This is a genomic window from Bariatricus sp. SGI.019, assembly GCF_050315235.1.
GTDB lineage: Bacteria > Bacillota > Clostridia > Lachnospirales > Lachnospiraceae > JAFBIX01.
The window spans coordinates 17,607-41,629 of sequence record NZ_JBNPOQ010000018.1 but is presented as its reverse complement, the minus strand read 5'-3'; the positions used below and the strand labels follow the sequence as shown (position 1 = coordinate 41,629).

General features: G+C 40.3%; 22 protein-coding genes. 1 reads left to right on the top strand and 21 read right to left on the bottom strand.

Annotated elements, in window-relative coordinates; all coding sequences use genetic code 11:
* Positions 1 to 24: 24 nt before the first annotated feature.
* From ACQRD1_RS11705 to dapF, 20 genes are all read right to left on the bottom strand, one after another.
* On the bottom strand, positions 25 to 177 hold the full coding sequence (locus ACQRD1_RS11705) for a hypothetical protein (protein WP_235233993.1): 153 nt from the start codon (positions 175 to 177) through the stop codon (positions 25 to 27).
* 17 nt (positions 178 to 194) lie between these two features.
* Positions 195 to 875, bottom strand: coding sequence for an orotate phosphoribosyltransferase (gene pyrE, locus ACQRD1_RS11700; RefSeq protein WP_235233992.1), 681 nt, complete (start codon positions 873 to 875; stop codon positions 195 to 197).
* Positions 876 to 1,001: 126 nt separating this feature from the next.
* Positions 1,002 to 1,904 carry a dihydroorotate dehydrogenase gene (locus tag ACQRD1_RS11695; protein WP_235233991.1) on the bottom strand — a complete coding sequence of 301 codons (903 nt, stop codon included), beginning with the start codon at positions 1,902 to 1,904 and terminating at the stop codon, positions 1,002 to 1,004.
* Positions 1,904 to 2,686 carry a dihydroorotate dehydrogenase electron transfer subunit gene (locus tag ACQRD1_RS11690; protein WP_347376513.1) on the bottom strand — a complete coding sequence of 261 codons (783 nt, stop codon included), beginning with the start codon at positions 2,684 to 2,686 and terminating at the stop codon, positions 1,904 to 1,906. Before ACQRD1_RS11690 ends, ACQRD1_RS11695 begins: the two co-directional genes overlap by 1 nt.
* A gap of 91 nt (positions 2,687 to 2,777) precedes the next feature.
* The gene (gene pyrF, locus ACQRD1_RS11685; RefSeq protein ID WP_235233989.1) at positions 2,778 to 3,695 is read right to left on the bottom strand and encodes an orotidine-5'-phosphate decarboxylase; all 918 of its coding nucleotides are present in this window, start codon (positions 3,693 to 3,695) and stop codon (positions 2,778 to 2,780) included.
* Between the two features lie 55 nt (positions 3,696 to 3,750).
* Entirely contained in the window at positions 3,751 to 5,028 is a 1,278-nt protein-coding gene (locus ACQRD1_RS11680) for a dihydroorotase (protein ID WP_235233988.1), read from the bottom strand.
* A 156-nt stretch (positions 5,029 to 5,184) separates the two neighbouring features.
* Positions 5,185 to 6,363 (bottom strand): S41 family peptidase, encoded by a 1,179-nt coding sequence (locus ACQRD1_RS11675; protein WP_235233987.1) that lies wholly within the window; start codon positions 6,361 to 6,363, stop codon positions 5,185 to 5,187.
* An 18-nt stretch (positions 6,364 to 6,381) separates the two neighbouring features.
* The gene (locus tag ACQRD1_RS11670; protein WP_235233986.1) at positions 6,382 to 7,491 is read right to left on the bottom strand and encodes a murein hydrolase activator EnvC family protein; all 1,110 of its coding nucleotides are present in this window, start codon (positions 7,489 to 7,491) and stop codon (positions 6,382 to 6,384) included.
* Positions 7,492 to 7,509: 18 nt separating this feature from the next.
* Complete coding sequence (ftsX, locus tag ACQRD1_RS11665; RefSeq protein ID WP_235233984.1) at positions 7,510 to 8,418, bottom strand: permease-like cell division protein FtsX; 909 nt, start codon at positions 8,416 to 8,418, stop codon at positions 7,510 to 7,512.
* The gene (gene ftsE / locus ACQRD1_RS11660; RefSeq protein WP_235233982.1) at positions 8,408 to 9,094 is read right to left on the bottom strand and encodes a cell division ATP-binding protein FtsE; all 687 of its coding nucleotides are present in this window, start codon (positions 9,092 to 9,094) and stop codon (positions 8,408 to 8,410) included. The genes ftsX and ftsE overlap by 11 nt, the downstream gene beginning before the upstream one ends.
* A gap of 16 nt (positions 9,095 to 9,110) precedes the next feature.
* Positions 9,111 to 10,199, bottom strand: coding sequence for a PucR family transcriptional regulator (locus ACQRD1_RS11655; RefSeq protein WP_235233981.1), 1,089 nt, complete (start codon positions 10,197 to 10,199; stop codon positions 9,111 to 9,113).
* Between the two features lie 196 nt (positions 10,200 to 10,395).
* Complete coding sequence (locus ACQRD1_RS11650; RefSeq protein ID WP_235233880.1) at positions 10,396 to 11,070, bottom strand: WecB/TagA/CpsF family glycosyltransferase; 675 nt, start codon at positions 11,068 to 11,070, stop codon at positions 10,396 to 10,398.
* A gap of 101 nt (positions 11,071 to 11,171) precedes the next feature.
* Complete coding sequence (locus ACQRD1_RS11645; protein WP_235233922.1) at positions 11,172 to 11,363, bottom strand: small, acid-soluble spore protein, alpha/beta type; 192 nt, start codon at positions 11,361 to 11,363, stop codon at positions 11,172 to 11,174.
* 123 nt (positions 11,364 to 11,486) lie between these two features.
* Positions 11,487 to 11,681 carry a PspC domain-containing protein gene (locus ACQRD1_RS11640; protein WP_235233881.1) on the bottom strand — a complete coding sequence of 65 codons (195 nt, stop codon included), beginning with the start codon at positions 11,679 to 11,681 and terminating at the stop codon, positions 11,487 to 11,489.
* Positions 11,682 to 11,695: 14 nt separating this feature from the next.
* Positions 11,696 to 12,541: a DUF4097 family beta strand repeat-containing protein gene (locus ACQRD1_RS11635; protein ID WP_235233883.1), complete on the bottom strand. Its 846-nt coding sequence runs from the start codon at positions 12,539 to 12,541 to the stop codon at positions 11,696 to 11,698.
* Between the two features lie 2 nt (positions 12,542 to 12,543).
* Complete coding sequence (locus ACQRD1_RS11630; RefSeq protein WP_235233884.1) at positions 12,544 to 13,266, bottom strand: DUF1700 domain-containing protein; 723 nt, start codon at positions 13,264 to 13,266, stop codon at positions 12,544 to 12,546.
* Positions 13,263 to 13,586, bottom strand: coding sequence for a PadR family transcriptional regulator (locus tag ACQRD1_RS11625; RefSeq protein WP_235233885.1), 324 nt, complete (start codon positions 13,584 to 13,586; stop codon positions 13,263 to 13,265). Before ACQRD1_RS11625 ends, ACQRD1_RS11630 begins: the two co-directional genes overlap by 4 nt.
* A gap of 238 nt (positions 13,587 to 13,824) precedes the next feature.
* Positions 13,825 to 17,454: a helicase-exonuclease AddAB subunit AddA gene (gene addA / locus ACQRD1_RS11620; RefSeq protein WP_427787610.1), complete on the bottom strand. Its 3,630-nt coding sequence runs from the start codon at positions 17,452 to 17,454 to the stop codon at positions 13,825 to 13,827.
* A gap of 3 nt (positions 17,455 to 17,457) precedes the next feature.
* Positions 17,458 to 20,811, bottom strand: coding sequence for a helicase-exonuclease AddAB subunit AddB (gene addB, locus ACQRD1_RS11615; protein WP_235233887.1), 3,354 nt, complete (start codon positions 20,809 to 20,811; stop codon positions 17,458 to 17,460).
* A 123-nt stretch (positions 20,812 to 20,934) separates the two neighbouring features.
* Positions 20,935 to 21,792: a diaminopimelate epimerase gene (gene dapF / locus ACQRD1_RS11610; protein WP_235233888.1), complete on the bottom strand. Its 858-nt coding sequence runs from the start codon at positions 21,790 to 21,792 to the stop codon at positions 20,935 to 20,937.
* Positions 21,793 to 21,941: 149 nt separating this feature from the next.
* Here dapF and ACQRD1_RS11605 point away from each other — a divergent pair, with 149 nt between their 5' ends.
* Positions 21,942 to 22,784 (top strand): helix-turn-helix domain-containing protein, encoded by an 843-nt coding sequence (locus tag ACQRD1_RS11605; RefSeq protein WP_235233889.1) that lies wholly within the window; start codon positions 21,942 to 21,944, stop codon positions 22,782 to 22,784.
* On the opposite strand, the gene hflX is transcribed toward ACQRD1_RS11605, so the two are convergent.
* A complete protein-coding gene (gene hflX, locus ACQRD1_RS11600) occupies positions 22,776 to 24,023 on the bottom strand; it encodes a GTPase HflX (RefSeq protein WP_235233890.1) in 1,248 nt (415 codons plus the stop codon). The genes ACQRD1_RS11605 and hflX overlap by 9 nt on opposite strands.

Below are 24,023 nucleotides of genomic sequence, written 5' to 3'. Positions count from 1 at the left end.
AGCACCCTTTCAGTCTGGACCCAATTAAAAGGTAAGTCCTTTTTTTTCCTTCAGTAAGCGTGCTCCACTTACAATCGATATAATTCCTGCCGTCACCCCAATAATTGCTACAATCACACCAACAACTATATTCGCCACACCTGCAAAATTCATTGCTTTATATACCTTTTCGTTCATCTGATTCCCTCCTGGTCTTATTTCACACCATATTGTTCATAATATGCGTCAATTGCAGCTTTTAATGTATCATCAATGATAACTTTTCCCTGACATTCTCTATTATAAAGATAATCCACAACTTCTTCCATTGTTACAATTGCACCAGTCTCAAATCCATACAGATCTTTTATCTCATCCAGAGCACATTTTTCTCCGCCCTTACCAACTTCCATACGATTCAGAGACACCATCAATCCTTTAATCTCCACATTAGCTGCGCCTCGAACCTTTGGCACCGTCTCTTCCATGGACTTTCCAGATGTTGTCACATCCTCAATCATGATGACACGATCACCATCTTTTAATTTACTTCCAAGGAAACTTCCTTTATCAGCTCCATGATCCTTTTCTTCCTTACGATCTGAGCAGTAACGTACTTCTTTACCATATAGCTCGCTGAATGCCATTGCTGTTACAACTGCCAGCGGAATTCCTTTATATGCAGGTCCAAAAAGCACATCAAAATCCATTCCGTAGGCATCATGGATTGCCTTGGCATAATACTCACCGAGTTTTTTCAGCTGTGTACCAGTCACATAAGCACCCGCATTCATAAAAAACGGGGATTTTCTTCCACTCTTTAATGTAAATTCTCCAAATTTGAGCACATCGCTTTCTACCATAAATTCGATAAATTCCTGCTTATAGCTTTCCATTATTCTTAAGACCTCCATATCAACAAATTTCTTTTCAATTTTACCATACCCGACACACATTTTCAATCCAATAACTGGAGACAAAAAATATCCATATAAGTCCTTCCTTATATGGATATTATATATTTATTTTACAATTCCAACCATCTCTTCAACCGATTCAAAACCATTTTTTTTCATATAATCTTCTATTCCAGCCACGATCTCCATTGTAACTGCTGGATTATGAAAATTTGCAGTTCCGACAGACACCGCACTTGCTCCGGCAAGAATCATTTCAATCGCATCTTCTGCGCATGAAATTCCACCCATGCCTATAATCGGAACTTTTACTGCATTTGCCACCTGATATACCATACGCACTGCTATTGGATGCACGATCGGCCCAGATACTCCACCAGTTTTATTTGCAATGGCAAATGTCTTTCTGTGGATATCAATCTTCATTCCTGTCAGAGTATTGATCAATGAAACGGCATCCGCTCCTCCTGCCTCTACCGCTTTTGCCATCTCTGCAATATCCGTTACATTCGGACTTAACTTCATGATAACAGGCTGCTTTGCATATTTTTTCACTGCTTTTGTAATATCCTCTGCTGCTTTCGGATTCTGACCAAATGCTATTCCACCTTCCTTGACATTCGGACAAGAGATATTGATTTCCAGCATATCTACCTCTTCATCCGCAAGTCTCTCTACCACTTCACAATAATCTTCTGTAGATTTTCCACAGACATTTACAATAATCTTTGTATCATATTGCCTTAAAAACGGGATATCTCGTTCGCAGAACAAATCGATTCCCGGATTCTGAAGTCCAATTGCATTCATCATACCGCCATAAACTTCCGCCACTCTTGGCGTTGGATTACCAGGCCATGGAACATTGGCAACCCCCTTGGTCGTTACCGCTCCCAATTGATTCAAGTCTACAAACTCAGAAAACTCAGCACCTGAGCCAAAAGTTCCAGAAGCAACTGTCACAGGATTCTTCCACTCTACACCTGCAATATTTACTTTCATATCCATTAGATTTCCACCTCCGTAGACAGAAATATCGGACCATCTTTACAGATTCTCTTATTATGCACATTGCTGTGATGATCCTTTTCCTTAGACTGGCATACACATGCAAGACATGCTCCGATTCCACATGCCATTCTCTCTTCCATCGAAATATAGCATACAATATTATTTTCTTCCGCATACTGCTTAATCGCGCGCAACATCGGGGTTGGTCCACAAGCATAGATAATCTCTGCCTCCAATGCATTTGCACGAATTGCATCCATAACATTCCCCTTTGTTCCAACACTTCCATCTTCGGTAGATATATACAGGCTTCCGTTTTGTTCAAATTCTTCTTTCAAAAACGTATGCGCATCACGATAACCAACCACAATCTGCTTGCACTCACAGGATAACTGCTTGGACAGTTCCAAGATTGGCGGGACGCCAATCCCTCCACCCATCAGAAATGCTTTCTTTCCCTCCGCTTTTTCCAGTGGAAAACCATTTCCAAGAGGACCAATCACCGGAATCTCGTCTCCTTCTTTCAACTCAGAAAACTGCTTTGTTCCTGTATTCTCCCCTGTCACACGATAGACCACACGAAGTTGTCCATCAGCCTTATTTATCTCACAAATACTGATCGGTCGCGGAAGAAGCTTACTCCCATCCTTCGTATACATCGATATAAACTGACCAGGCTTCGCAGTCTGGGCCGCATCCGTTTGAATCCACATACTGAAGATCCCATCCGCCAGCATCTCCTGAGATACAACCACAGCATTTTCTTTCTTCATATCCATGTTTTCTCCTTTCGGGTACACCCCATTTTTCATTTGGGTACACCCCATTTGTTAATTAGGGACGTAGACCTTTTAAAAAATACTACGTCCCTTACATAGCATTTTTGATATCTGCAATCATATCTTCTACAGCTGCTCTGGATGCATCTCCGAATGCTTCTGCACCGTATTTGGCGTATTTTTCTTGCTTATATGCAGCGATGATTCCTCTGGATGAATTTACGATTGCTCCCAAGCCATCCTCGTTGAAGAAATGTACGAGATCTTTGCCTTTTCCGCCTTGTGCGCCATAGCCCGGAACCAGAATATAAGCTTTCGGCATAATTTTGCGAAGGATTTTTCCCATCTCTGGGTAAGTAGCTCCTACTACGGCTCCTACGTAACTATATTCTTCTCCCATTGCTTCTGCTCCCCAGGCTGCCACTTTCTCGCCTACCAATTCATAGAGTGGACGGCCGTCAATTAACTGATCTTGAAACTCTCCACTAGATGGATTGGATGTCTTGACCAGAACAAAGATACCTTTCTTTTCTTCTTTGCATATGTCTAAGAATGGATTCACACCGTCAGATCCCAGATATGGATTTACGGTTGCGAAGTCTTCATCGAAAGGAACATAGGAGTTGCTTCCCACCTGTACTCTTCCAAGATGTCCTACTGCATAAGCAGCAGATGTTGAACCGATATCTCCTCGTTTAATATCTCCAATTACGACCAACCCTTTTTCTTTACAATAATCTACAGTCTTCTTGAATGCCTGAAGTCCTGGAATTCCAAATTGCTCATACATTGCAATCTGTGGTTTCACTGCCGGAATCAAATCATAAGTTTTGTCGACGATTTCTTTGTTAAACTGCCAGATTGCTTCTGCAGCACCTTCTAATGTCTCACCATACTCTGTAAATGCTTTTTTCTGCACATGCTCCGGTACATAATTTAACATCGGGTCTAACCCAACTACTATAGGTGCTCCTGTTCTTTTGATATTTGCTACTAATTTGTTAATCACTTGTTCATTCCTCCTAGTTTCTTCATTATACAATCAGCATCTTATTCCAATCCGGTTATCTTTCGTATACTACTTTTCCATCTGCAAGTGTATATGCAACCTCACCAGTCACTTCATATCCGTCAAATGGTGTATTTTTGCCCTTTGATGCAAATGTATTCTTATCAATCTTATATGTCTTGTCCGGGTCAAAGATCACAATATCTGCGATTTTTCCTTCGGATACAGAGCCTTTTTCATCCAATCCTAAGACCTTTGCAGGATTATAACTCATCTTCTCGGCCATATCCATTACACTCAAAAGTCCTGTTTTTACCAATGAGGTATACGTAAGTGCCGCAGATGTTTCCAGCCCAACAATTCCAAACGCGGCTTTTGCAATAGACTTATTCTTTTCCTCTGCTGCATGTGGTGCATGATCTGTGGAAATAACATCCATAATGCCATCCTTCAGTCCCTGTCTTAGGGCTTCTACATCCGCCTTACTTCGAAGTGGCGGATTCATCTTATAATTGCCATCATCTTCTTTGATATCTTCTGAACTTAAGATAAAATGATGCGGACACACCTCACCAGTTACCGGAAGGCCTTCTTCTTTGGCTAGTTTGACCATTTTTACACTGTCTGCTGTCGAGCAGTGACACAGATGAAGTCTTACTCCCGTTTCTTTAGCCAACAAAATATCTCTCGCTACAATCACATCTTCTACCGAATTAGTAATTCCCTTTAGCCCAAGACGCTCAGCATTCTCATCTGCATTCATAACGCCGCCTTCTACCATGGTAATGTCTTCACAGTGAGCAAATACTGCAATTCCATTTTCTTTTGCAATTTTCATTCCCTTTCTATAAAGAGAAGCATTCATCACAGATTTGCCATCTTCACTGATTGCATGGCATCCAGCCTTTGCCATTCCTTCTATATCTGCCAGTTCCTGCCCTTTCTGTTCCCGCGTAACCGCACCAATCTGAATCACATGGGACAGAGATTCCTTCTTTGCTCTTTCATGCACTGCAGCAACCTTGTCTCCGTTATCAATAACCGGTTTTGTATTAGGCATAGCACACACCGTGGTAACACCGCCCCTCACGGCTGCCTTACCACCTGTCTCAAGGGTCTCTTTATATTCCAACCCCGGATCTCTAAAATGCACATGGAGATCAATAAATCCAGGCATTACATAACATCCTTTGGCATCAATGATCCGATCTGCCTTTTCCTCAATCTTTTCTTCCACTTTCTGGATTCGGTCATTCTCAATCAGCACATCATAACATCCATCTTTTCTGGTAAGTGGGTCAATTACATGGCCATTCTGAATTAAAATCGTCATATATATTGTCCTTTCTGTCGTCTACACTACTGGGTAGCATATTAATAGTATATCCATATAGCATTCCATACTGTAATTTATTTTATCACATGGAATGCTAAAAGGGAATGCCAATTTGGTCATTCCCTTCTACCTTGTGTATTTCTCTTTGTATAATTATTGCAATTCGCTCTTTAAGATTTCCATTGCTTTTTCAAGCTGATTATCTGCATCCGGGTTATTTTCATCCTTTTCATATTCTACTTCCACATCCGGGGTAATACCCTCACCGTTAATATTTCTTCCATTCGGTGTAAAATACTCTGCAATCGTCAGTTTCACGCAAGTTCCATCTTTCAAATCAAAGATCTGCTGCACAACGCCCTTTCCATAAGACTGTGTTCCAACAATTTTGCCAAGCCCATAATCCTGGATAGCTCCCGCATAGATTTCAGATGCACTGGCACTATTTCCATTCATCAATACTGTCATCGGAAGATTAAATTGATGTTCGTCATCAGACGTCATTTCCTGCCGATTTCCATCTTTATCTTCCGTATAGACAATCAATCCTTCCGGAAGCATCAGATCCAGCATATCGCAGACAGTACTCAGATTACCTCCCGGATTATTTCTCAAATCCACAATCAGTCCCTGCATTCCCTGATTCTGAAGATCTTCTAATGCCTGTTGATATTGATCATAAGTAACACTGTCAAATTCTGAAACTGCAATATATCCCAAATTATCTTCCAACATACGGTATTCTACTGTCTGCGCCTGAATAGTATCACGAGTTACCGTCACCGTTACTTCCTCATTTTCTTCTCCCCGAAGCACAGTTATATCTACGGTAGTTCCTTTCTCGCCTTTGATGTGAGATACTACTTCCGTCAGATCCTCTCCTGTCACTTCTTCTTTATCTACCTTATAAAGAATATCCTCATCCTGAAGTCCTGCCTTCATCGCCGGAGAATCATCATATATCTGAACAAGTGTAATAATCCCAGTATCCATATTCTGGCTCAGTACTGCACCGATACCGTCATATTCTCCCTCTGTTGTTTCGTAGAAAGATTTGGTTTCTTCTTCATCATAATACACAGAGTATGGATCATCCAATCCTGAAATATAGCCTTTATATATTCCTTCCTGAAGTTCTTCTTCATCTACGTCATGTAAATAATTTTTATCAATTAACTTCTTTAATTCTGCAATTTTTTCTTCCGTCTCACTGGTAACAGCTTCCCTACTGCTGTCACCCAGTTTTAATCCACAGGATACAAGTCCTGCAATCAATAACATAGCAAGGGCGCCAAAAAGCGCCCCCTTAACAAAACTTTTTTTATCTTTCATAGATATCAACCTTTATTCTTACAGATAATTACGTGGATTCACCGGTGTACCATTCTGCATAACCTGGAAATGCAGATGTGGGCCGGATGAATTTCCTGTACTTCCTACTGCACCGATATTCTGTCCCTTACTCACCGTCTGTCCTGCCCTGACATACATCGAATTGCAATGCATATAATAAGTCTGAAGTCCATTTCCATGATTGATTACGATCATATTTCCGGCATTCCCACTATAACTTGCAGAAGTCACAGTTCCACTCGCTGCTGCATAGATTGGTGTTCCTATCGGAGCAGCAAAATCCATTCCTTTATGATTCGTACTTGCTCCCGCAATCGGCTGTTCTCGATATCCAAATTCACTGGATATGTAAGTATATCCCGGACAAGGATGTGTAAATGTTCCATTTCCAGTAATCACAGATGCTCCCGCATTATTACTGTACCCACTGTTTTTCTCCTGTTGCTTACGCTCTGCCGCTGCCGCAGCTGCCTGCAGTTCTGACAGCTTATCCTTTGTGTCACCAAGATCACTGCTAATCTGTTCAATCTCAGCATCCTTGCTTTCCATAAGCTCTGTCACACTGTCTTGCTTTGTGATCAGATCATTCTGCATAGTCTCCAGTTCATCATATTCTGCCTGAAGCGCCGCTTCCTGTTCTTCCACATCTTTTACAACCGCCTGAAACTCTACCAGCATGGTCCGGTCGTATTCTGAGATTGTTGTAATATATTCCGCATTGTTCAGAAATTCACCAATACTTTTTGACTCGCACAAAATCTCAACGAACTGTGTATTTCCATTTTCATACATGTACTTGATTCTTTTCTTCATGCTTTCGTATTGGTCATTTTCATCAACCTTTGCCTGAATCAGTTCTTCTTCTTTCGCACTGATTTCTGTTTCTTTCTCTTCAATCTTCGTCTTTGTCTCTTCCATCTCACTGACAATAGACTCTAACTGTTTTTCCAAAGACTGCTTTTCTTTCTCTGCATCTTTTTTCTTCTTTTCCAGCTCTTCCGCTTTTTTCTGCGTTTCGCTGATTTCAGTCGCATTCGCCTGAATCGCCATTCCAAGGCACAATACCAGCACTAATAAAAAACTAAGCGCCTTCTTTCTTCGTATCATATGTAACCTCCTATGATATTATACCTTCAAGTGCTTACGGATTGTAAAGAAACTTCCCACAAAACCGATTCCTACTCCCAAAGCAATACCAACCGGAAGCAATGTCTTGTATACCTCCATTACCGGAAGGAAATCTACAATATTATTCAGGAGGCTGAACTTAGTCATGATATAACTTACAGCCTTATCATACATAAAATACAATGCAACCAAAGGAATAATTGCTCCAATTGCTCCAATTAACAAACCTTCTATTACAAATGGCGCCCTGACAAATCCATCCTTTGCACCAATATACTTCATAATCGCAATCTCTTCACGCCTTACTGTAATACCCATCGTAACTGTATTGCTGATCAGGAAGATGGAAACCGCAAGTAAAATCGCGATAATTGCTGCAGAAATATATCCCACCAGCTTATTGACACTAGTCAAAGTCTTAGCTACTACATCTGATTTATTAACTTTACGGACCCCATCGAGACTTTCTGCATACTCTACAACATCCTTTTGCTTTGACACATCAGACATATACACTTCATAGTTATCTGAACTTGCCAACGGATTATCATTTTTAAATCCATCCGCAAGATCACTGGATTCTCCAAAATATTCCTCTTTAAAGTTCTCCCATGCATCATCTGCACTTACATAATTAACTTCCAGCACACCTTCCGCATTTGCAAGCTGTTTTCCTATCTCTTTTTTAGTAGAATCAGATGCATCTTCATCAAAGAAGACGGTAATCGCTACACCTTCTTCTGCTTTTTCCACCATATAATTAAAATTCACAACAATGGCGAAAAAAAGTCCGAACAGAAAAATACAAGCTGCCATCGTTGCAATAGACGCAACGGAAAACATCTTATTTCTTCCTATGTTCTTTACCCCTTGTTTCATCGAATATCCAAATGTACTAATTCTCATTATTATACCCACCTTTTTTCTCGTCGCTTACAATGACTCCCTTTTTCATTGTAACAACTCGCTTCTTCATCTCGTTTACAATCTCCTGGTTATGTGTAACTACCAGTACGGTCGTTCCTCTGTCATTCGCCTCCTCCAACAACTTCATAATCTCCCATGAATTTGTCGGGTCAAGGTTACCGGTAGGCTCATCTGCCAACAAAATCGCCGGTTCATTTACAATTGCTCTAGCAATCGCAACACGCTGCTGCTCACCACCGGACAATTCTTTTGGAAATGACTTATATTTCTGCGCTAAACCAACCAGTGACAATGCTGCCGGTACTTTCTTCTTGATAATTCTGGTCGGTGTCTCTGTTACACGCTGCGCAAATGCAATATTATCGTATATATTTCTATCCTTCAGCAATCGGAAATCCTGGAACACAACTCCAATATTTCTTCTATACATCGGAATCTTTCTGTGTTTCATTCGATTCAGATTCTGACCATTTACAATAATAGTTCCAGATGTAGGTTCAAGCTCTTTCATGATCAGCTTAATCAAAGTTGATTTACCAGAACCGCTGTCACCTACGATAAATACAAATTCGCCTTGTTCAATCGTAAGATTTATACCATTCAAGGCCGCAACCCCTTTTGAGTACTCTTTCGTTACTTCTTTTAATTCAATCATATTTTCCTCCTGATTATTAATACTCCAGCGACTCCATATAATTCATATACTTCACAACCATAAGTGCAATCTTAAAGGTAATTGCATCTTCAAACACACGCAGATCCAAGCCGGTACTTTTCTGTAATTTATCCAGCCGATACACCAGTGTATTACGATGAATATATAATTGTCTGGATGTCTCTGATACGTTCAGATTATTCTCGAAGAATTTGTTAATCGTAGTTAACGTCTCCTCATCGAAATCATCTGGAGATTTCCCCTCAAAAATCTCACGTATGAACATCTTGCACAATGGAATCGGTAATTGATAGATCAAACGTCCAATTCCCAAAGCACTATATGCAATCACATTCCTTTCACTAAAGAAGATCTTTCCTACATCCAGAGCAAGTTTTGCTTCTTTGTATGATTTGGATACTTCTTTAATATCATTGACGATGGTTCCATATGCAATCAGGACTCCCTCTTCTCCTTCCTCTGTCAAAAGATTATACAGATTCTGAGCAATCTTCTCCAATTCCACATGACCATCATTAGGCTCCAGTTCTTTCACGACAATAATATTTTTCTCATCAACTGCCGTAACAAAATCTTTCGCCCGGTTTCCTAACAGATTCCGCACATTATCAAGTGCAGTACTGTCCTTTTCGTGCTTTGTCTCAATAATAAAGATAACACGTCTTACTTCCGTGTCAATATGTAATTTTTTGGCACGGTTGTAAATATCCACTAATAACAGATTATCCAGCAGCAAATTCTTGATAAAATTATCTTTATCAAATCTTTCTTTATAAGCAATCAAAAGATTCTGAATTTGAAATGCAGCAATCTTTCCCACCATGTATACATCATCACTGCCGCCATTAACAAGAAGTATATACTCCAGCTGATGTTCATCAAAAATCTTAAAGAACTGATACCCCTGAACAACCTGACTGTCAGCCGGAGATTCTACGAATGAAACAATTTCATCCTCATAATTTTCCTGTTCTGTAAATGTACTTGCAAGAGATTTACCATCGGTGTCCATTACGCAGAAGTCAATACGTGTAATCCCTTTCAATCCTTCAATTGTATTTTGAAGTATTTGATTAGATATCATATTCCATCTCCTCCACTCATTTCAATATGCATTTTTCACAATAAAATAGGCTCAATAATTCTAAAAACACACATTACTAGACTATATATTAATATATATAGACAAAAAAATAAAGAGGAAATCACATTTTTTTGTTGATTTCCTCAAGTTTATTTTCATTTATCCATTTTTTTGTCATGTACATAGTGACGAAAAGTTATTTTTCTCGTTTTCTTTTTTCCATCTCGTTCTTAAATAGATGCCTGATAAAGAATTGTCCCAGCCATCCTTGCCCAAAACCGGTTTGTTTCACAGGTGTGTTTTTCTTTCCAAGTCCTACCCATAAGCGCGCATCCAAAAGGGATCTGTTCTTTATAATAAATGTTTCCTGAAGAGGTGAGGAAAGTGTTGCAAGAATACAATCCACTTCTCCTCCATTGATTGCATTGACCAGCATATCATCCGCACGATTTTGTGCAGATACTTTTGCCATACCTATAATCTGTGTACCCCCATAATGGCGTTGAAGATAATTATACATCTCCTGTCCTTCTTCTTCTGATTCCACCAAAAGATAGACTCTTTTATGATTCTTGTGGAGATATCTCATAAACATTTTTAAGAAAACTTGACCTTCTGTTTCCTGTAAAAACTTACGGTCTGTAATATCTGCCGCCTCAAGGATCGTCTTATCTCCAGCCAAAACCAGATCAAACTTACTGACAGCTTCTTTGACTGACGGCATGTCATCGACCTGCATCAATCCTTCCACTGTTGCGGTCTCAATTACACTGACCGGCTCTGTTTCCAGGTAAGACATTGCTTTTTTCATTGCTTCTTTTGCTGAACATTGATCTATATCTACATCTAAAACTCTAATCTTACTGTCCATATTTTCACCTGCATAAATTACTTCCAGTTTTTCGATTATAGCAAATGGATATTCTCTTTTCAACCTTTATGTCCAAATGTTCACACTTGTTAATATTTTTGTCATTTTTTCCCTGTCTCTTTTTTCTTTTTTGTCATCAATCCGCCAATTTTCCCTGTTTCTTTTGAAGAAAGTGATTTCCACCCTTCTTCCATGACTTTATCCAACAATCCCAATTCTTCTGCTATCTCATATTTTAATTTTTCATCTTGCGTCAGCTCATCAAGTCGAATACTTTTCTTCTTTTCTTCCATATCCATGCATACCCCTTTCATTTTTCATAAGTATTGACCTGTTTTCTTTAGAATATACTGGAAGGAAGTCCAAACTTTTACCAAAAAGAAAACGTCTCTCCTCAGAAAGACGTTTTCCATCCCTTAATAATTGGCCGGTTCATCCGGAATGATAATTGCCGCAATAAAATATGCCAGAATTCCTGTTCCTGTACATGCAAAAAGTACCAATGCCAGTCGGATTAATGTGGGATCTATATTAAAATATTCTGCAATTCCTCCACATACTCCACAGATCATTCTGTTTTTTCTTGAACGGTATAACTTTTTAGGTTCCATACTCATATCCTCCTTTATTCTTCATGATGCATTTCTTCAAATTCAACAGTAACGTTTCCAACACCACATTCAATCTGCATCTCCTTATTTGCTCCGTTATCAATCCGTTTTTCTACTGACAGACCAGAATAACTGTTTTCACCGCAAATAATTTCTCCAATGCCACATTCAATATCATAATTAAATTCATGTTCTTCCCCCTCTGCAGTGTACTGAATCTCACCAACACCGCATTCAATCTCCATATCTAGATCCGCACTTCCTCTGGCAGTCAGAGAACCAGTATCACAATTAAGATCAACCTTCGCAGCTGAAAAATGATCAATCTCTGCCTCACCGGCACCAACATCTACCGAAAAACTTTCTGCGCATACATCTTCCACATATAATGTTCCCGCGCCAATATCCAGAGAGACTTCACCCAGTTTTGCTTCTTTTGGAAGATAGATTCGAATTGTGCCAATTCCAATATGATTGATATGTGTCAGATTCTTTTTTGTACTTAGTTTTAGTTCATTATTCTCCATATAACATCGAAAGCCCAATTTTTCACTGATTCCGTCTGTCTCTACGATTATATCTTCACTGTCCGATGTCAGGACCTCTACTTCACCTGCAAATATCTCTGCATTTATTTTTCTTACTTCATGGAAAGATTGATGAATGTCTTCCGCAATATATTCTCCTGCATCTTCTGATTCATCATCCCAATGAATCACTCCAAACCCAATTCCATTCGGGAATCTACTATGCAATGCCTCTGTCGTAACTCCAAGCCCCCATGCCGCCACGCAACATGCCAGACCTATCCCGGCAGTCACTCCGCACACGATCCAGAATATCTTCCAGCCACGTCTCATCGTTACGCCACCACCCTTCTATGAAATGGTTTTCTGCAAAGCCATACAATTCCTCTACAGATTCCTGGGAACACAATAATACAAAGTCTGACACTTGCCACTGTTGCTATCACTCCAAGAACAGACAGAATCAATCCTGTTCCAATAAGAGCAAGGCCAATCGCTAATTCCGGAATAAGATTAATGATTCCCACACAGAAGACAGATACTCCTGCAATCACAACTGCAATAGAGGCAATAACAAGTGCTACAAATACTGCAAATAACACAACTACACATCCAATAATCAATGCTGCTATTCCCAACGCAACGGGGATAATAACTGGACCCGCCATAAGAATGATTGCAATAATTAATATAATTTTTAATATTTTGCTGGTTCTCGGCGGACGTTGTTCTTCATAGCTTTGATAGCCGCCACGATACTCCTCTTGAGATTCTTTATGACTCTCACGTTCTGTCGGCATATTCTTCTGCTCATATCTTGCATCCGTATATCCATTTTCAGTATACTCGCCGGCATCCTGGAAATCTCCTCTCAAATCGGCTTTGATATTGGCTGCGACAGTTGCCGGTTCTCCCAGTTCCTCAATAACCTGTTGTTCATTCTCTTCTCCGGCATCATCAAAATAGTCATTATAATACTGCATCGCTTCTTTTCGTTCCTCCACAGGTACATCCTGTAATAATGAAGCTAATTCTGTCATAAACTCTATGCGATTCATGCAGTTACACCTCCCTCAAACAATTCATTGATTTTTCCAGAATAATTTTTCCATTCTGTCCGATACAAATTCAACTGCACCATTCCTTTTTCTGTCACTTTATAGTATCGCCTGTTCCGGCCATCAAACTGCCGGTCATATACTTCCAGACATTCATCCTTCTGCAGTCTTCTCAGCACCGGATATAAAGTTGACTCCGATACTTCGATCGTCTTTCTTACATCCTGAGTAATCTTATACCCATAAGTTCCTTCCTTCTCTCTCGAAACAACCGCCAAAACGATTGCATCCAGGAGAGCAGCTCCGGTGTTAAATACCATATTCTCACTCCTTTGCTGGAATTTATAATATTATTTATAAATACAATATTATTTTTATGCATATATTATATGTTGTATAATATAGTTTGTCAACACATATTGTGTGGAAAGTGTTAAAAAAGCAGGATAAAATTCTCATGCGAAATTTTATCCTGCTTTTTTTATGGATTCTTAGCGAAAGACATCTGAAACCATCTGCCCAGCTCCACTCCTCACCGTACTCTCTCTACACTTCCTCCTACACAACGATTTCCTTCTTCATCGTAAAGGAATAGATGATCTTCTCTTTCACTTTTTTTTGCGTCATCTGCTCCAATGCTTTTGCATAATAATCGAGCTGCGCATGGTATTTCTCAGCCAGTTTGTCTGGACTGCAGATCTTATCTGTCTTGTAATCCAATACAACAAGACCATCATCTTCTTCAAAATACGCATCAATAATCCCCTGAACAAGGATTAACTCCCCCTCCTCCTCTTCCGGATAAATCTCTCGGGCATCTACTCCGAGGACAAAAGGCTGTTCTTTCCACAGATGCCCCAGCTCAGCGGCTTTTTTCATCCGCTGCCCCACACTGCATTCCAGAAATCCTTTTATGTCCACAGTCCGGATACATGCCGCCATATCTTGTCCCAGCTTTCCGTCTGCTACATAAGCATCCATTGCAGATTGTAACGTTAATGTATCGTAAGATTTCGACAGATCCAGAAGCTCCATCACCCGATGGTATGCCGTACCACGCGAAGCACCCGTTAACTCCTCTTTTTCCTGCAAAAATCTAGGCACAAGAGGCACGACTTCCGGTTCCTCATAAAGAAGTTCTCCTGATTCATCCAACTCTTCTCCGAGACTTTCCTTTAGATAGCTTCTCTTTTTTAATTCTGACACTGTAAATTTCAGCTTTTGCTGTCGGCTGTCCATATATGGATACTGATAACTGAACTGTTCCCGCAATATCTTATGAACATCCTCTTCATAGATTTTCTGAGTATCCCAGTTTTCCAATATGGTTCTGGTAAGTCTTCCAGCCGTTTCTTCTTCCACCTCGTTCCGTACAATATCCTCAATTGTTAAGATTCGCATCTCCATTGGAACATCTGATCCCAGACGCTGCATAGCAGGAAGAATCCAATCCCAATAAGTTACTGCTTTACTTAATCTTTCGAATGACAACGTATCTTCTTTCTGCTCAGTCACTATCTTATACCCTGCCATTTTCTTTTCCAGATTCGAGATAGTTCCCGTAAGAATCAATTTTTCCTTTGCTCGAGTAAGTGCCACATACAAGACCCTTAATTCTTCTCCCAGACTGTCTAAGGCTTCTTCTTTCTGTATTACTTTTTTTATGATACTCGGGCTTTTGGTTCTTGCCGCAAGATCAACAGCATCCAGTCCCACCCCCATCTTGGCATGGAGTGACACGCTGCTTCGTGCATCCTGCATATTAAATTTCTTTCCTAAGCCAGCTACAAACACGACAGGGAATTCCAGTCCTTTGCTTTTGTGGATGGTCATTACACGGACGGTATCTGACTGCTCATCCTCAATACTTGCCTCTCCATAATCCACATCATATTTTTGAAGCTGCTCAATATAACGGACAAAATGAAACAATCCTTTATAGCTAGTGGCTTCAAAAGCTCTTGCTTTCTCAACCAGCATCTCCAGATTCGCCCTTCTTTGTTCTCCTCCGGGCATTGATGATACATAATCACCATAACCAGTCTCTTCGAGAATCTTCCACAAAAGTTCATGCATAGGTGTATACGGCAGAATAGACCTGAATTCATCCATCTTCTTCAGACATTTTTCAAGTTTTCCTCGAATCACAGAATCTTTTCCCTCAGCACAATAAGATGTAACTGCCTGATGAAAGGAACCATCTCTATATACGCTCTTGATAGATGCCAATTCCATTTCAGTCAGTTCACCGAAAGGAGATCTTAACACTGCTGCCAGAGGAATATCCTGTCTTCGATTATCCAAAACTCTCAGATAATCCAACAGAACACCTATTTCCTGCGTTGCAAAATACCCTTCTCGCGTACCTGCATATGTCGGGATTCCTTGTCGATTCAAAACTTCTGTAAATACATCTGCAAACCCTTTCACACTGCGGGTCAAAATTACAATATCCGAATATCGTACCGGACGAAACTCACCGGTTTTTTTGTCGATCACCTGATGGCTGGCCAACAGTTCTCGAATTCTGCCCGCAATTGCCCGCGCCTCTAATTCTCTCTCTGTTATCCTGGTAACCTCTTTTAACTCAACGTCTGCTCCTTGCCATGATTCCAGATCACTGTCAATCACCAGGACTTCTGTCTTCAGATTCTTACCTTCTTTATAGTCCGCTCCCGCATATAAAGCTGCCTGATCATCATAGGTAATTCCTCCCAGATTACGTACCATAATCTGTCTGAATATAAAATTCACACTGTCCAACACCTCGCGCCTGCTTCGAAAGTTTTTATGAAGATCAACACGCTGAGTCTGACTATCTTCCATACTATAAGTATGAAATTTCTCCATAAAAAGTTCTGGTCTGGACAAACGAAAGCGATAGATGCTCTGCTTCACATCACCTACCATAAATATATTGTAATGTCCCTGAGACACCTTAGAGATGCTGGTCAGTATCGTCTCCTGAATAAAGTTACTGTCTTGATACTCATCAATCATAATCTCAAGAAATTGTTGCTGATATTCTCTGGCAGCTGCTGATGGCAACAAACCATGTTCTGTCTTCTCCGTCAGAATCTGTAGAGCATACTGCTCCATATCCGAGAAATCAATCATATTTTTCGCCCGTTTTTTCTCCTCAAATCGCTCTGCGAATATCTGCACCAATTCCGCAAGTTCCTCCATCGCCGGGCGGCAAAGCTGAATATCCTCCAGGACATCCCTTACATCCTGATAGAAATACTGTCCTTTCAGGTCTTTTACAATCTTTTTTACTTCTTCTCGGATAGATTTTACTTGTTCTATTTTATCTTCTGATACCATCTTGTCTTTGTTGACCGCCAATCGCACCCACTTTACTTCCGAAAATACCTGTGTCATTTTCTCAAATGTGTCAGCAGAGCGCAATTTCTCAATGACCTGACTGTCATTCAAAAGAGTCGTCTCATATACCGCTGGTCCATCTGCAGTCTGGCAAATTGCGATTCCCTGCTCCAATAATTTCATAGCTTCTTCCAGATAGCTTCTTGTATTCTTCATTGCGAAACAAATATAATCACATTCTTCCAGTTCCTGAAGATCTTCTATCTGATAAACTTTTACACATTTTTCTATCCACTCTTTGGCATCTGGATAACTTCTGGAAAATTCATAAATCTTCAAGATCAGCTCTTCTATCTTCTTATCACTTTTGCCTCCTCCATATGCCAAAGAAAAATCCAAAAATCTCTGATTTCCTTGCTGATATTTTTCTTCCAGAATCTCTTTTACAACATCCTGACGAAGTAATTTCAGCTCTCCTTCTTCTCCAATGCGAAATCCAGGATCCAGATTAATCACATGAAAATGATCTCGGATCACAGACAGACAAAAGCTGTGTATCGTAGTAATATGAGCATTGTGAATCAAAGTTGCCTGTTGCTTTAGATGTTCATTCTCTGGAAATTCATCCAGTTTTTTTTCTATCGCATTTCTAATTCTTTCTTTCATCTCAGCTGCTGCCGCTTCCGTAAATGTTACGATCAACAGTTGATCAACATCTATCGGATTCACATCTGCTGTCAGCATCGTAATAATGCGTTCTACCAAAACCGCTGTTTTACCAGAGCCAGCCGCTGCTGAGACAAGGATATTCCGATTTCTCAGATCAATCACTTTTTGCTGTTCTTCCGTCCATGTCACGCCCATGATCTATTCCTCTCCTTCCCACTCTTTTGTCTCTGCTTTCATCGCAGCAATTGCTTCTTCCTGAGTCATTTTCCCTATCTCACGATATGCATATCCTTGTATCTTCGTATCAAAACCACAGACATGCTTATATTTACAGTAATCACAGCCCGTCTCCTGACCTCTGCGATAAGGCGACACATCCGTGTTGCCTTCCAGTATCTGTCTCTTTGTCTTTTCTATCTTCTGGACAGCATGATGCATCATAATCTGAAATTCTTCCTCAGATACCGCTTTGGAACTTTTCGCAAGGCTCCCATTCTTGTTATATTTTACCGGAACAGCAAGCGATTCTCCATTTTTCTTACGATCCAGATGCTCTAACGTATCGCCACTTAGGTTTATCATGCCATCTGGTTTTAATTCTTTCAAAAGTGCATCTTCGATTTCTTCTTTCTTCTGCTTTTCTACCAATGGATCCTGAATCCGATAATAGAACACACCCGATGGGATTACTTCTTTTCCCGGATGCTTTTGGGTTTCCATCTTTACAGCGGCATCCATATAGACCATCAATTGTAGCTGAAGGCCATGATACAACGATACGATATCAAAAGCCTGACTTCCGGTCTTATAGTCCACTACTTTCACATAGACTTTCTCTTGATCCTCGCAGGTATCTATCCGGTCAATTTTTCCATTGGCAAATCGGAACTCATAAGCGGACGGCCGAAAATCTCCGGCCTCCAATTGCTTTGTCAATGCCCATATCGTTCGTTCCAGCATTCGTTTTATACGGACAATCATATATTCATCTCTGGAAGAACTATAGAGAACAGAATTCCCGTAATCAGTAATTGCTTCTTCCACACTTTCTTCTATATAATACTTCTGTTCATCTTCTGATAAACATACCCAGTCCTTATGTCCTCTCTCCACTTTTTGTGAATACTTCTCCAACGCACTATGACATATATTTCCGAGATCTACTGCCTGAAACTCATACTGCTGTCGTTCCCGTAAGTTCAAACCATATGTAAGAAAATGTGCAAATGCACATGCCGAGAACCGCTCCATTCTTGTAATACTTGTCTCAAAATTCTCCCCATACAGTCTTTTTGCAACTTCTTCCGTCAATCCATCCATCGGACGCTGATAATATCCAGCATTCAATAAGCTTTCTACCTTCTCGTGCCACTTTGGATTTCTCCTATACCAAGAATACAATTCTTTCCAGGTATCATCCATGCCATTTCCTGTTCCCTGCATTCCCCGGATGATACAATCCAGCCCCATTTTTTCTGTAAACTCTCGCTGTTTTAACTCTTTTTCTTCTTCATCCTGAAGCTTCATAAGAGGAAATATTCTACGCAATTCCTGTATCAGATAAGAAGGGCGGATACTTTTCCCATCGGAAGATACTTTACTATAATAGACTTCCAATTTATCAGAGGGTTTCGTCAGGTTCATATATAGATAAAACTTCTGAATATAAGCTTTTTCTTTTCCTCCAGGCGATAATGCCAACTTCTCTCGTTGAAAACTCTCTCGATCACGTTCAGATAATAACCCTGTCTGCAACAATGCACCCGGGAGCTGCGTATCATTTGCCCCCAGGAAAAATAATGCTTTGATATCTTTTAACCTGGTACGCTCCACATCACCGGCTACAACCTGATCTATACTCGGAGGAATCACCCCTACTCTTGCTTCCTCCAGACCGGCATCCAGCAATTCACAGTATTCCTTCAAACTTACTGGCTCATCCCCCAGCAATTCCACAAACTTATCAAAGAGCTCCACTACTATCCGATATACCTGTGCATATTCTTTTGCCAAAGCCAGCTCTCCCATCGCCTGAAATTCTTCTTCTTGCTTTTTTAGGCGCAGCTGCAGTTCTTCACGGACCATGAACTCATACACCGCCAAGGTAATATCCTTTACCGTTTTCTTTCGTTGCTTTAACACAAACATTAATGCATCTGTCTTCTCCACCAAAAGGACGCGAAAATGATTCATACGTTCCAGTTCTTCTTCCGTCATACCTTTCAGACGACGTACCCATTTTTCCTGCCACTTCTTATACCCTTTGATTCCCAGGCCAATCACATAGTTCTCTAATTCATCAATCTCATCACAGGTAAATCCTGCCAGATTCGTGCGCAAGAACCGAAAAACACTTTCGTAGGAGAAATTCTGTTCCGCCATATTCAAAAGGCTTCGAATATACTCCACAAAAGAATTCAAAAGGATACTTCTCTTATGATCCATAAATACCGGTATCTCATACAGTTCAAACGCCCGCTCCAGATAATCCCCGTACACATCCATATTGCTTACGATGACTCCAATATCTCGGTAACGATATCCCTTTCGTCTGACCAGCGCCCGGATATCTCCTGCCAGAGCAAGTGCTTCTTCTTTCGGATTTCTTGCAACATGAATTCCTATCGAATCCTGTTCTTTTCTAAATGTATCTTTCCCATAACGGAACAAGTTCCGTTCCAAAAACGCAAGAGCATCATTTTCACGGAAACGATAAGCCGGCTTTTCATACTTACAGATTGGTTCTTCAATCGGAATTTTCTCCTCTTGAGCTAACTGAATCATCGTAGTAACCGTATGTTTACTCAGTGCAAACAACTGATATGGGTGCTGATAGACATATGGATTTTCACGGTCATCCATCGTAACTGTCACTATCACTTTACGGCAATGCCTGAGCAGTTCCAATATCAAACGATTCTGTACCGGTGTAAATCCCGTGAATCCATCTAACACGATCATACTATTCTTTAATATATCTGATCTGCAGATTACCTTACTCAGAGCATCTAAAAGTTCCTCTTTGGTAATGTATTTTTTCTCCAGATATTCTGAGAATCCACGATATAGAATCTGGATATCTTTTAACTTATAATAAAGTCTCGACTGCTCACCTGCCGTCTCCATTACCCGTTCCAGCTCTTCTTCGCCAATGTCATATTGTGTAAACTCTGAGATAACAGACTTTACTTCACTGATATATCCCAGTTTTTTCATATTACCTCTTAGAACGCATAATTCATTCTCGTAATCTCCCGCAATCTTTCGCAGAATTAGATTCTTTCCCTCATCATCCAATACCGGAAGGGGCTCTCCACCTGTCTCCTCAAACACTCGATATGCAAGACGTCCAAAACTCAGGACATCAATATTCATAATTCCATGACATGGATGCATCGTCACCAGATCCTTCTGTGTCTGCATAGTAAACTGCTCCGGCACCAGAACAATGTAATTTCGTTCCGGATATCTCCGGGCTTCTTCAATAACGTACTGATATAAATCATGTGATTTTCCAGAGCCAGAAGGCCCAAATACAAATTGCAAAGACATCCTTGTCCCTCCCTGAATTGCTATTGTGCTTATTATATCACACTTGTATCAGTGATGCACGGCAATAGAAAAGGCCTGCCGGACAGATGCCAGACAGACCCTACTATCTTCATATATTCTATATTATAAACTTCTTAATTTTTCCGCGAATTCATTACTTAATGTAATCTTTGCTACATAGAATACATCTCCAGTCATATAGACATTCCAGTCATCTTCGATCTCAACCTGAAGATCTCCGCCTGGCATATGAACAATCACTTTATTGTTCGTCATGCCCAGCTTATATGCAACTCCCGCTGCCGCGCAGGCACCTGTTCCTGATGCCAGTGTATAACCGGCGCCTCTTTCATAGATTTCAATAGAGACATGTTCTTTATCAACAACTTTCATAATCTGCGTATTCACACGATTTGGAAAATATCTTGCAATCTCAGCGTAATCTCCGATCTTGCAAACCAACGGCTTAGATATCTCACGCATTGGAATGACACAATGTGGATTTCCGATGGAGACACAAGTGACTGGATATAATGTTCTTCCAAATACCATATCTTCATTGATTACTTCTCGACGCTCCCCTGTAACTGGGATATCATCACTCCAAAAAGATAATTTTCCCATTGACACACGCAGACGGCTGCCGTCTTCATTCAGGAAAGTCACCTCCACTGGTCCATTGCCTGTGTAGAGTTTGAAGTTTTTCTTCTGCACATAACTTGCATCTTTCAGATATTTTGCAAAAATACGAACACCATTACCACTGGTCTCAGATTCACTTCCGTCTGGATTCCATACCTTTACATACATGCCATCTTCTTTTAAGATTGGTCCCTCCAGGACACCGTCAGAGCCCAGTCCCGCATTACGGTCACAAATCATCTTTACATTTTCCGGTGTCAATTCCAATTCATTTTTATTTGGATCAAATACAACATAATCATTTCCCAACCCATGATAACGTTCCAATACAACTTTCATAACATACCTCCATCTTTTTTTACGGGAGTTTTCCCCAAGTCGTTCTAAGGACATCATATCAGGCATTTTTTCCCTTTTCAACGTAATTAGTGCTTATTATATTGCAAATAATGCTCTCTTCATATATGATAATGAAAGAGGTGATTTTCATGGGACAATATATAAAAAAAGGATACCTGAACAGTGAATTCAGACTATTCCACCTGACTGATCAAGAAACTCGTGAAGTAAAATACCATTATCATGATTTTGATAAGATTACCATCTTTATCAAAGGACACGTTATTTATACGATTGAAGGAAAATCTTATGAATTGTCTCCTTATGACATTGTTCTGGTCCGACACAATGACATACATCGTCTGGTTGTAGATAATTCCCAGATCTATGAACGAATCATTGTCTATATCTCACCAAATTTTATGAACGCATACAAAACAGATTCTTATGATTTAAGTTATTGCTTTCAAAAAGCAGAAGAAGAGCATTCCAATGTATTAAGAATTCCTTCCTTAAAAAACAGTTCTTTATTCCAGTCAATCACACGATTAGAAAAATCTTTTTCCGATGACGGATACGCTTCCGATCTTTATCGCCAAGTCCTCTTTCTGGAGTTTATGATACATCTGAACCGTGCTGCAAGAAAAAATCGTCTGGAATTCATTGATACAGATAACTGTAATACCAAAATTCTGGACATCCTGCAATATATTAACGAAAATCTAAACCATGATCTGAACATCGATATCCTTTCAGATCATTTTTACATCAGTAAATACTATATGATGAGACTATTCAAGCAGGAAACCGGTTACACTCTTGGACACTATATTTCCCAAAAACGGCTCCTGCTTGCAAAAGAATTAATACTAACCGGTGTGTCAGGCACACAGGCTTGCTTTGATTGTGGCTTTAAAGATTATTCTACATTTTCCAGAGCTTACAAGAAGTTCTTCCATGAATCGCCACGCGAGACCGGGACTTTACTTTGAAGTTCTAACTTTATCATAGATTTCTACCGGTACAAAGGCTCTTACAAATATTCCATCATCCCGGTAATCTTCTTGCTGTAATTCACCGTATTTACGGATCAACTGAATCTTCCCTGCCTCCTGGTAGGAATACAGATTCTCAATTGCAACTTTCTGTTCACGCAGAACTGCCTCGATTGTTTGAAGCAGTTCTGAAATTCCATCTTTCATCTTTGCAGATATCTTTACGGTATAATCTGCATGAAAATCTCGAATGATCTGTTGATTTCCAGCTTTATCCATCTTATTAAATATGGTGATAACTGGTTTGTCAGTAACCTCCAGATTCTTAAGCGTCTCATATACAATAAACATCTGTTCATCCATCTGCGGATTCGCCATATCAACCACATGCAGAATCAGATCTGCATATTTAGCCTCTTCCAGTGTACTGCGAAATGCTTCAATCAGATGATGAGGAAGCTTTCGGATAAAACCGACGGTATCTGTCAAAAGAATCTCCTGCCCACTTGGCAATTTCAATCCACGGGTCGTTGGATCCAAAGTAGCGAACAGCTTATCCTCAGCCAGAATACCTGCTCCTGTCAATGAATTCAGTAGTGTAGACTTTCCTGCATTCGTATATCCTACAATAGCAGCGACCGGAATTCGATTCCGGTTCCTCTGTTCTCGTGTAACCTCCCTATGACGTTTTACATCTTTCAATTCTCTGTTCAACTGGGCGATCCTACTCTTTATCAGTCTTCGATCCATCTCCAGTTTCTTCTCTCCTGGTCCTCTGGTGCCAATTCCTCCTCCAAGACGAGACATCGCTGTTCCGAAACCAGTCAATCTAGATTGACGATACTTTAATTGTGCCAGTTCTACCTGAATCTTACCTTCACTGGTAGATGCTCTGGAAGCAAAAATATCCAGAATCACCAGCGTACGATCCATTACTTTCGTATCCAACTCATCCTGAAGATTTTTCATCTGTGCCGGCGAAAGTTCATCATCACAAATAATACCTGTTGCGTCCAACTCCCACAACAGGTCTTTTAACTCTTCAATCTTTCCTTTTCCGATATACGTTCCCGGATGCATCTGCTCTCTGTTCTGAATTACTGTTCCAACAGTTTCTGCCCCTGCAGTTGCTGCCAGCTCCTTTAATTCATCCAGTGATTTCTGCGTGTCATCCTGATCCGACAGACTGACTCCTACTAAGATTACCCGCTCGGTTACTTTATCTAATTCAATCAT

Excerpts from the sequence above, each read along its gene's own strand:
- ACQRD1_RS11705 (WP_235233993.1), bottom strand. The coding sequence starts at position 177 with ATGAACGAAAAGGTATATAAAGCAATGAATTTTGCAGGTGTGGCGAAT.
- pyrE (WP_235233992.1), bottom strand. The coding sequence starts at position 875 with ATGGAAAGCTATAAGCAGGAATTTATCGAATTTATGGTAGAAAGCGAT.
- ACQRD1_RS11695 (WP_235233991.1), bottom strand. The coding sequence starts at position 1,904 with ATGGATATGAAAGTAAATATTGCAGGTGTAGAGTGGAAGAATCCTGTG.
- ACQRD1_RS11690 (WP_347376513.1), bottom strand. The coding sequence starts at position 2,686 with ATGGATATGAAGAAAGAAAATGCTGTGGTTGTATCTCAGGAGATGCTG.
- ACQRD1_RS11680 (WP_235233988.1), bottom strand. The coding sequence starts at position 5,028 with ATGACGATTTTAATTCAGAATGGCCATGTAATTGACCCACTTACCAGA.
- ACQRD1_RS11675 (WP_235233987.1), bottom strand. The coding sequence starts at position 6,363 with ATGAAAGATAAAAAAAGTTTTGTTAAGGGGGCGCTTTTTGGCGCCCTT.
- ACQRD1_RS11670 (WP_235233986.1), bottom strand. The coding sequence starts at position 7,491 with ATGATACGAAGAAAGAAGGCGCTTAGTTTTTTATTAGTGCTGGTATTG.
- ftsX (WP_235233984.1), bottom strand. The coding sequence starts at position 8,418 with ATGAGAATTAGTACATTTGGATATTCGATGAAACAAGGGGTAAAGAAC.
- ftsE (WP_235233982.1), bottom strand. The coding sequence starts at position 9,094 with ATGATTGAATTAAAAGAAGTAACGAAAGAGTACTCAAAAGGGGTTGCG.
- ACQRD1_RS11655 (WP_235233981.1), bottom strand. The coding sequence starts at position 10,199 with ATGATATCTAATCAAATACTTCAAAATACAATTGAAGGATTGAAAGGG.
- ACQRD1_RS11650 (WP_235233880.1), bottom strand. The coding sequence starts at position 11,070 with ATGGACAGTAAGATTAGAGTTTTAGATGTAGATATAGATCAATGTTCA.
- ACQRD1_RS11645 (WP_235233922.1), bottom strand. The coding sequence starts at position 11,363 with ATGGAAGAAAAGAAGAAAAGTATTCGACTTGATGAGCTGACGCAAGAT.
- ACQRD1_RS11640 (WP_235233881.1), bottom strand. The coding sequence starts at position 11,681 with ATGGAACCTAAAAAGTTATACCGTTCAAGAAAAAACAGAATGATCTGT.
- ACQRD1_RS11635 (WP_235233883.1), bottom strand. The coding sequence starts at position 12,541 with ATGAGACGTGGCTGGAAGATATTCTGGATCGTGTGCGGAGTGACTGCC.
- ACQRD1_RS11630 (WP_235233884.1), bottom strand. The coding sequence starts at position 13,266 with ATGAATCGCATAGAGTTTATGACAGAATTAGCTTCATTATTACAGGAT.
- ACQRD1_RS11625 (WP_235233885.1), bottom strand. The coding sequence starts at position 13,586 with ATGGTATTTAACACCGGAGCTGCTCTCCTGGATGCAATCGTTTTGGCG.
- addA (WP_427787610.1), bottom strand. The coding sequence starts at position 17,454 with ATGGGCGTGACATGGACGGAAGAACAGCAAAAAGTGATTGATCTGAGA.
- addB (WP_235233887.1), bottom strand. The coding sequence starts at position 20,811 with ATGTCTTTGCAATTTGTATTTGGGCCTTCTGGCTCTGGAAAATCACAT.
- dapF (WP_235233888.1), bottom strand. The coding sequence starts at position 21,792 with ATGAAAGTTGTATTGGAACGTTATCATGGGTTGGGAAATGATTATGTT.
- ACQRD1_RS11605 (WP_235233889.1), top strand. The coding sequence starts at position 21,942 with ATGGGACAATATATAAAAAAAGGATACCTGAACAGTGAATTCAGACTA.
- hflX (WP_235233890.1), bottom strand. The coding sequence starts at position 24,023 with ATGATTGAATTAGATAAAGTAACCGAGCGGGTAATCTTAGTAGGAGTC.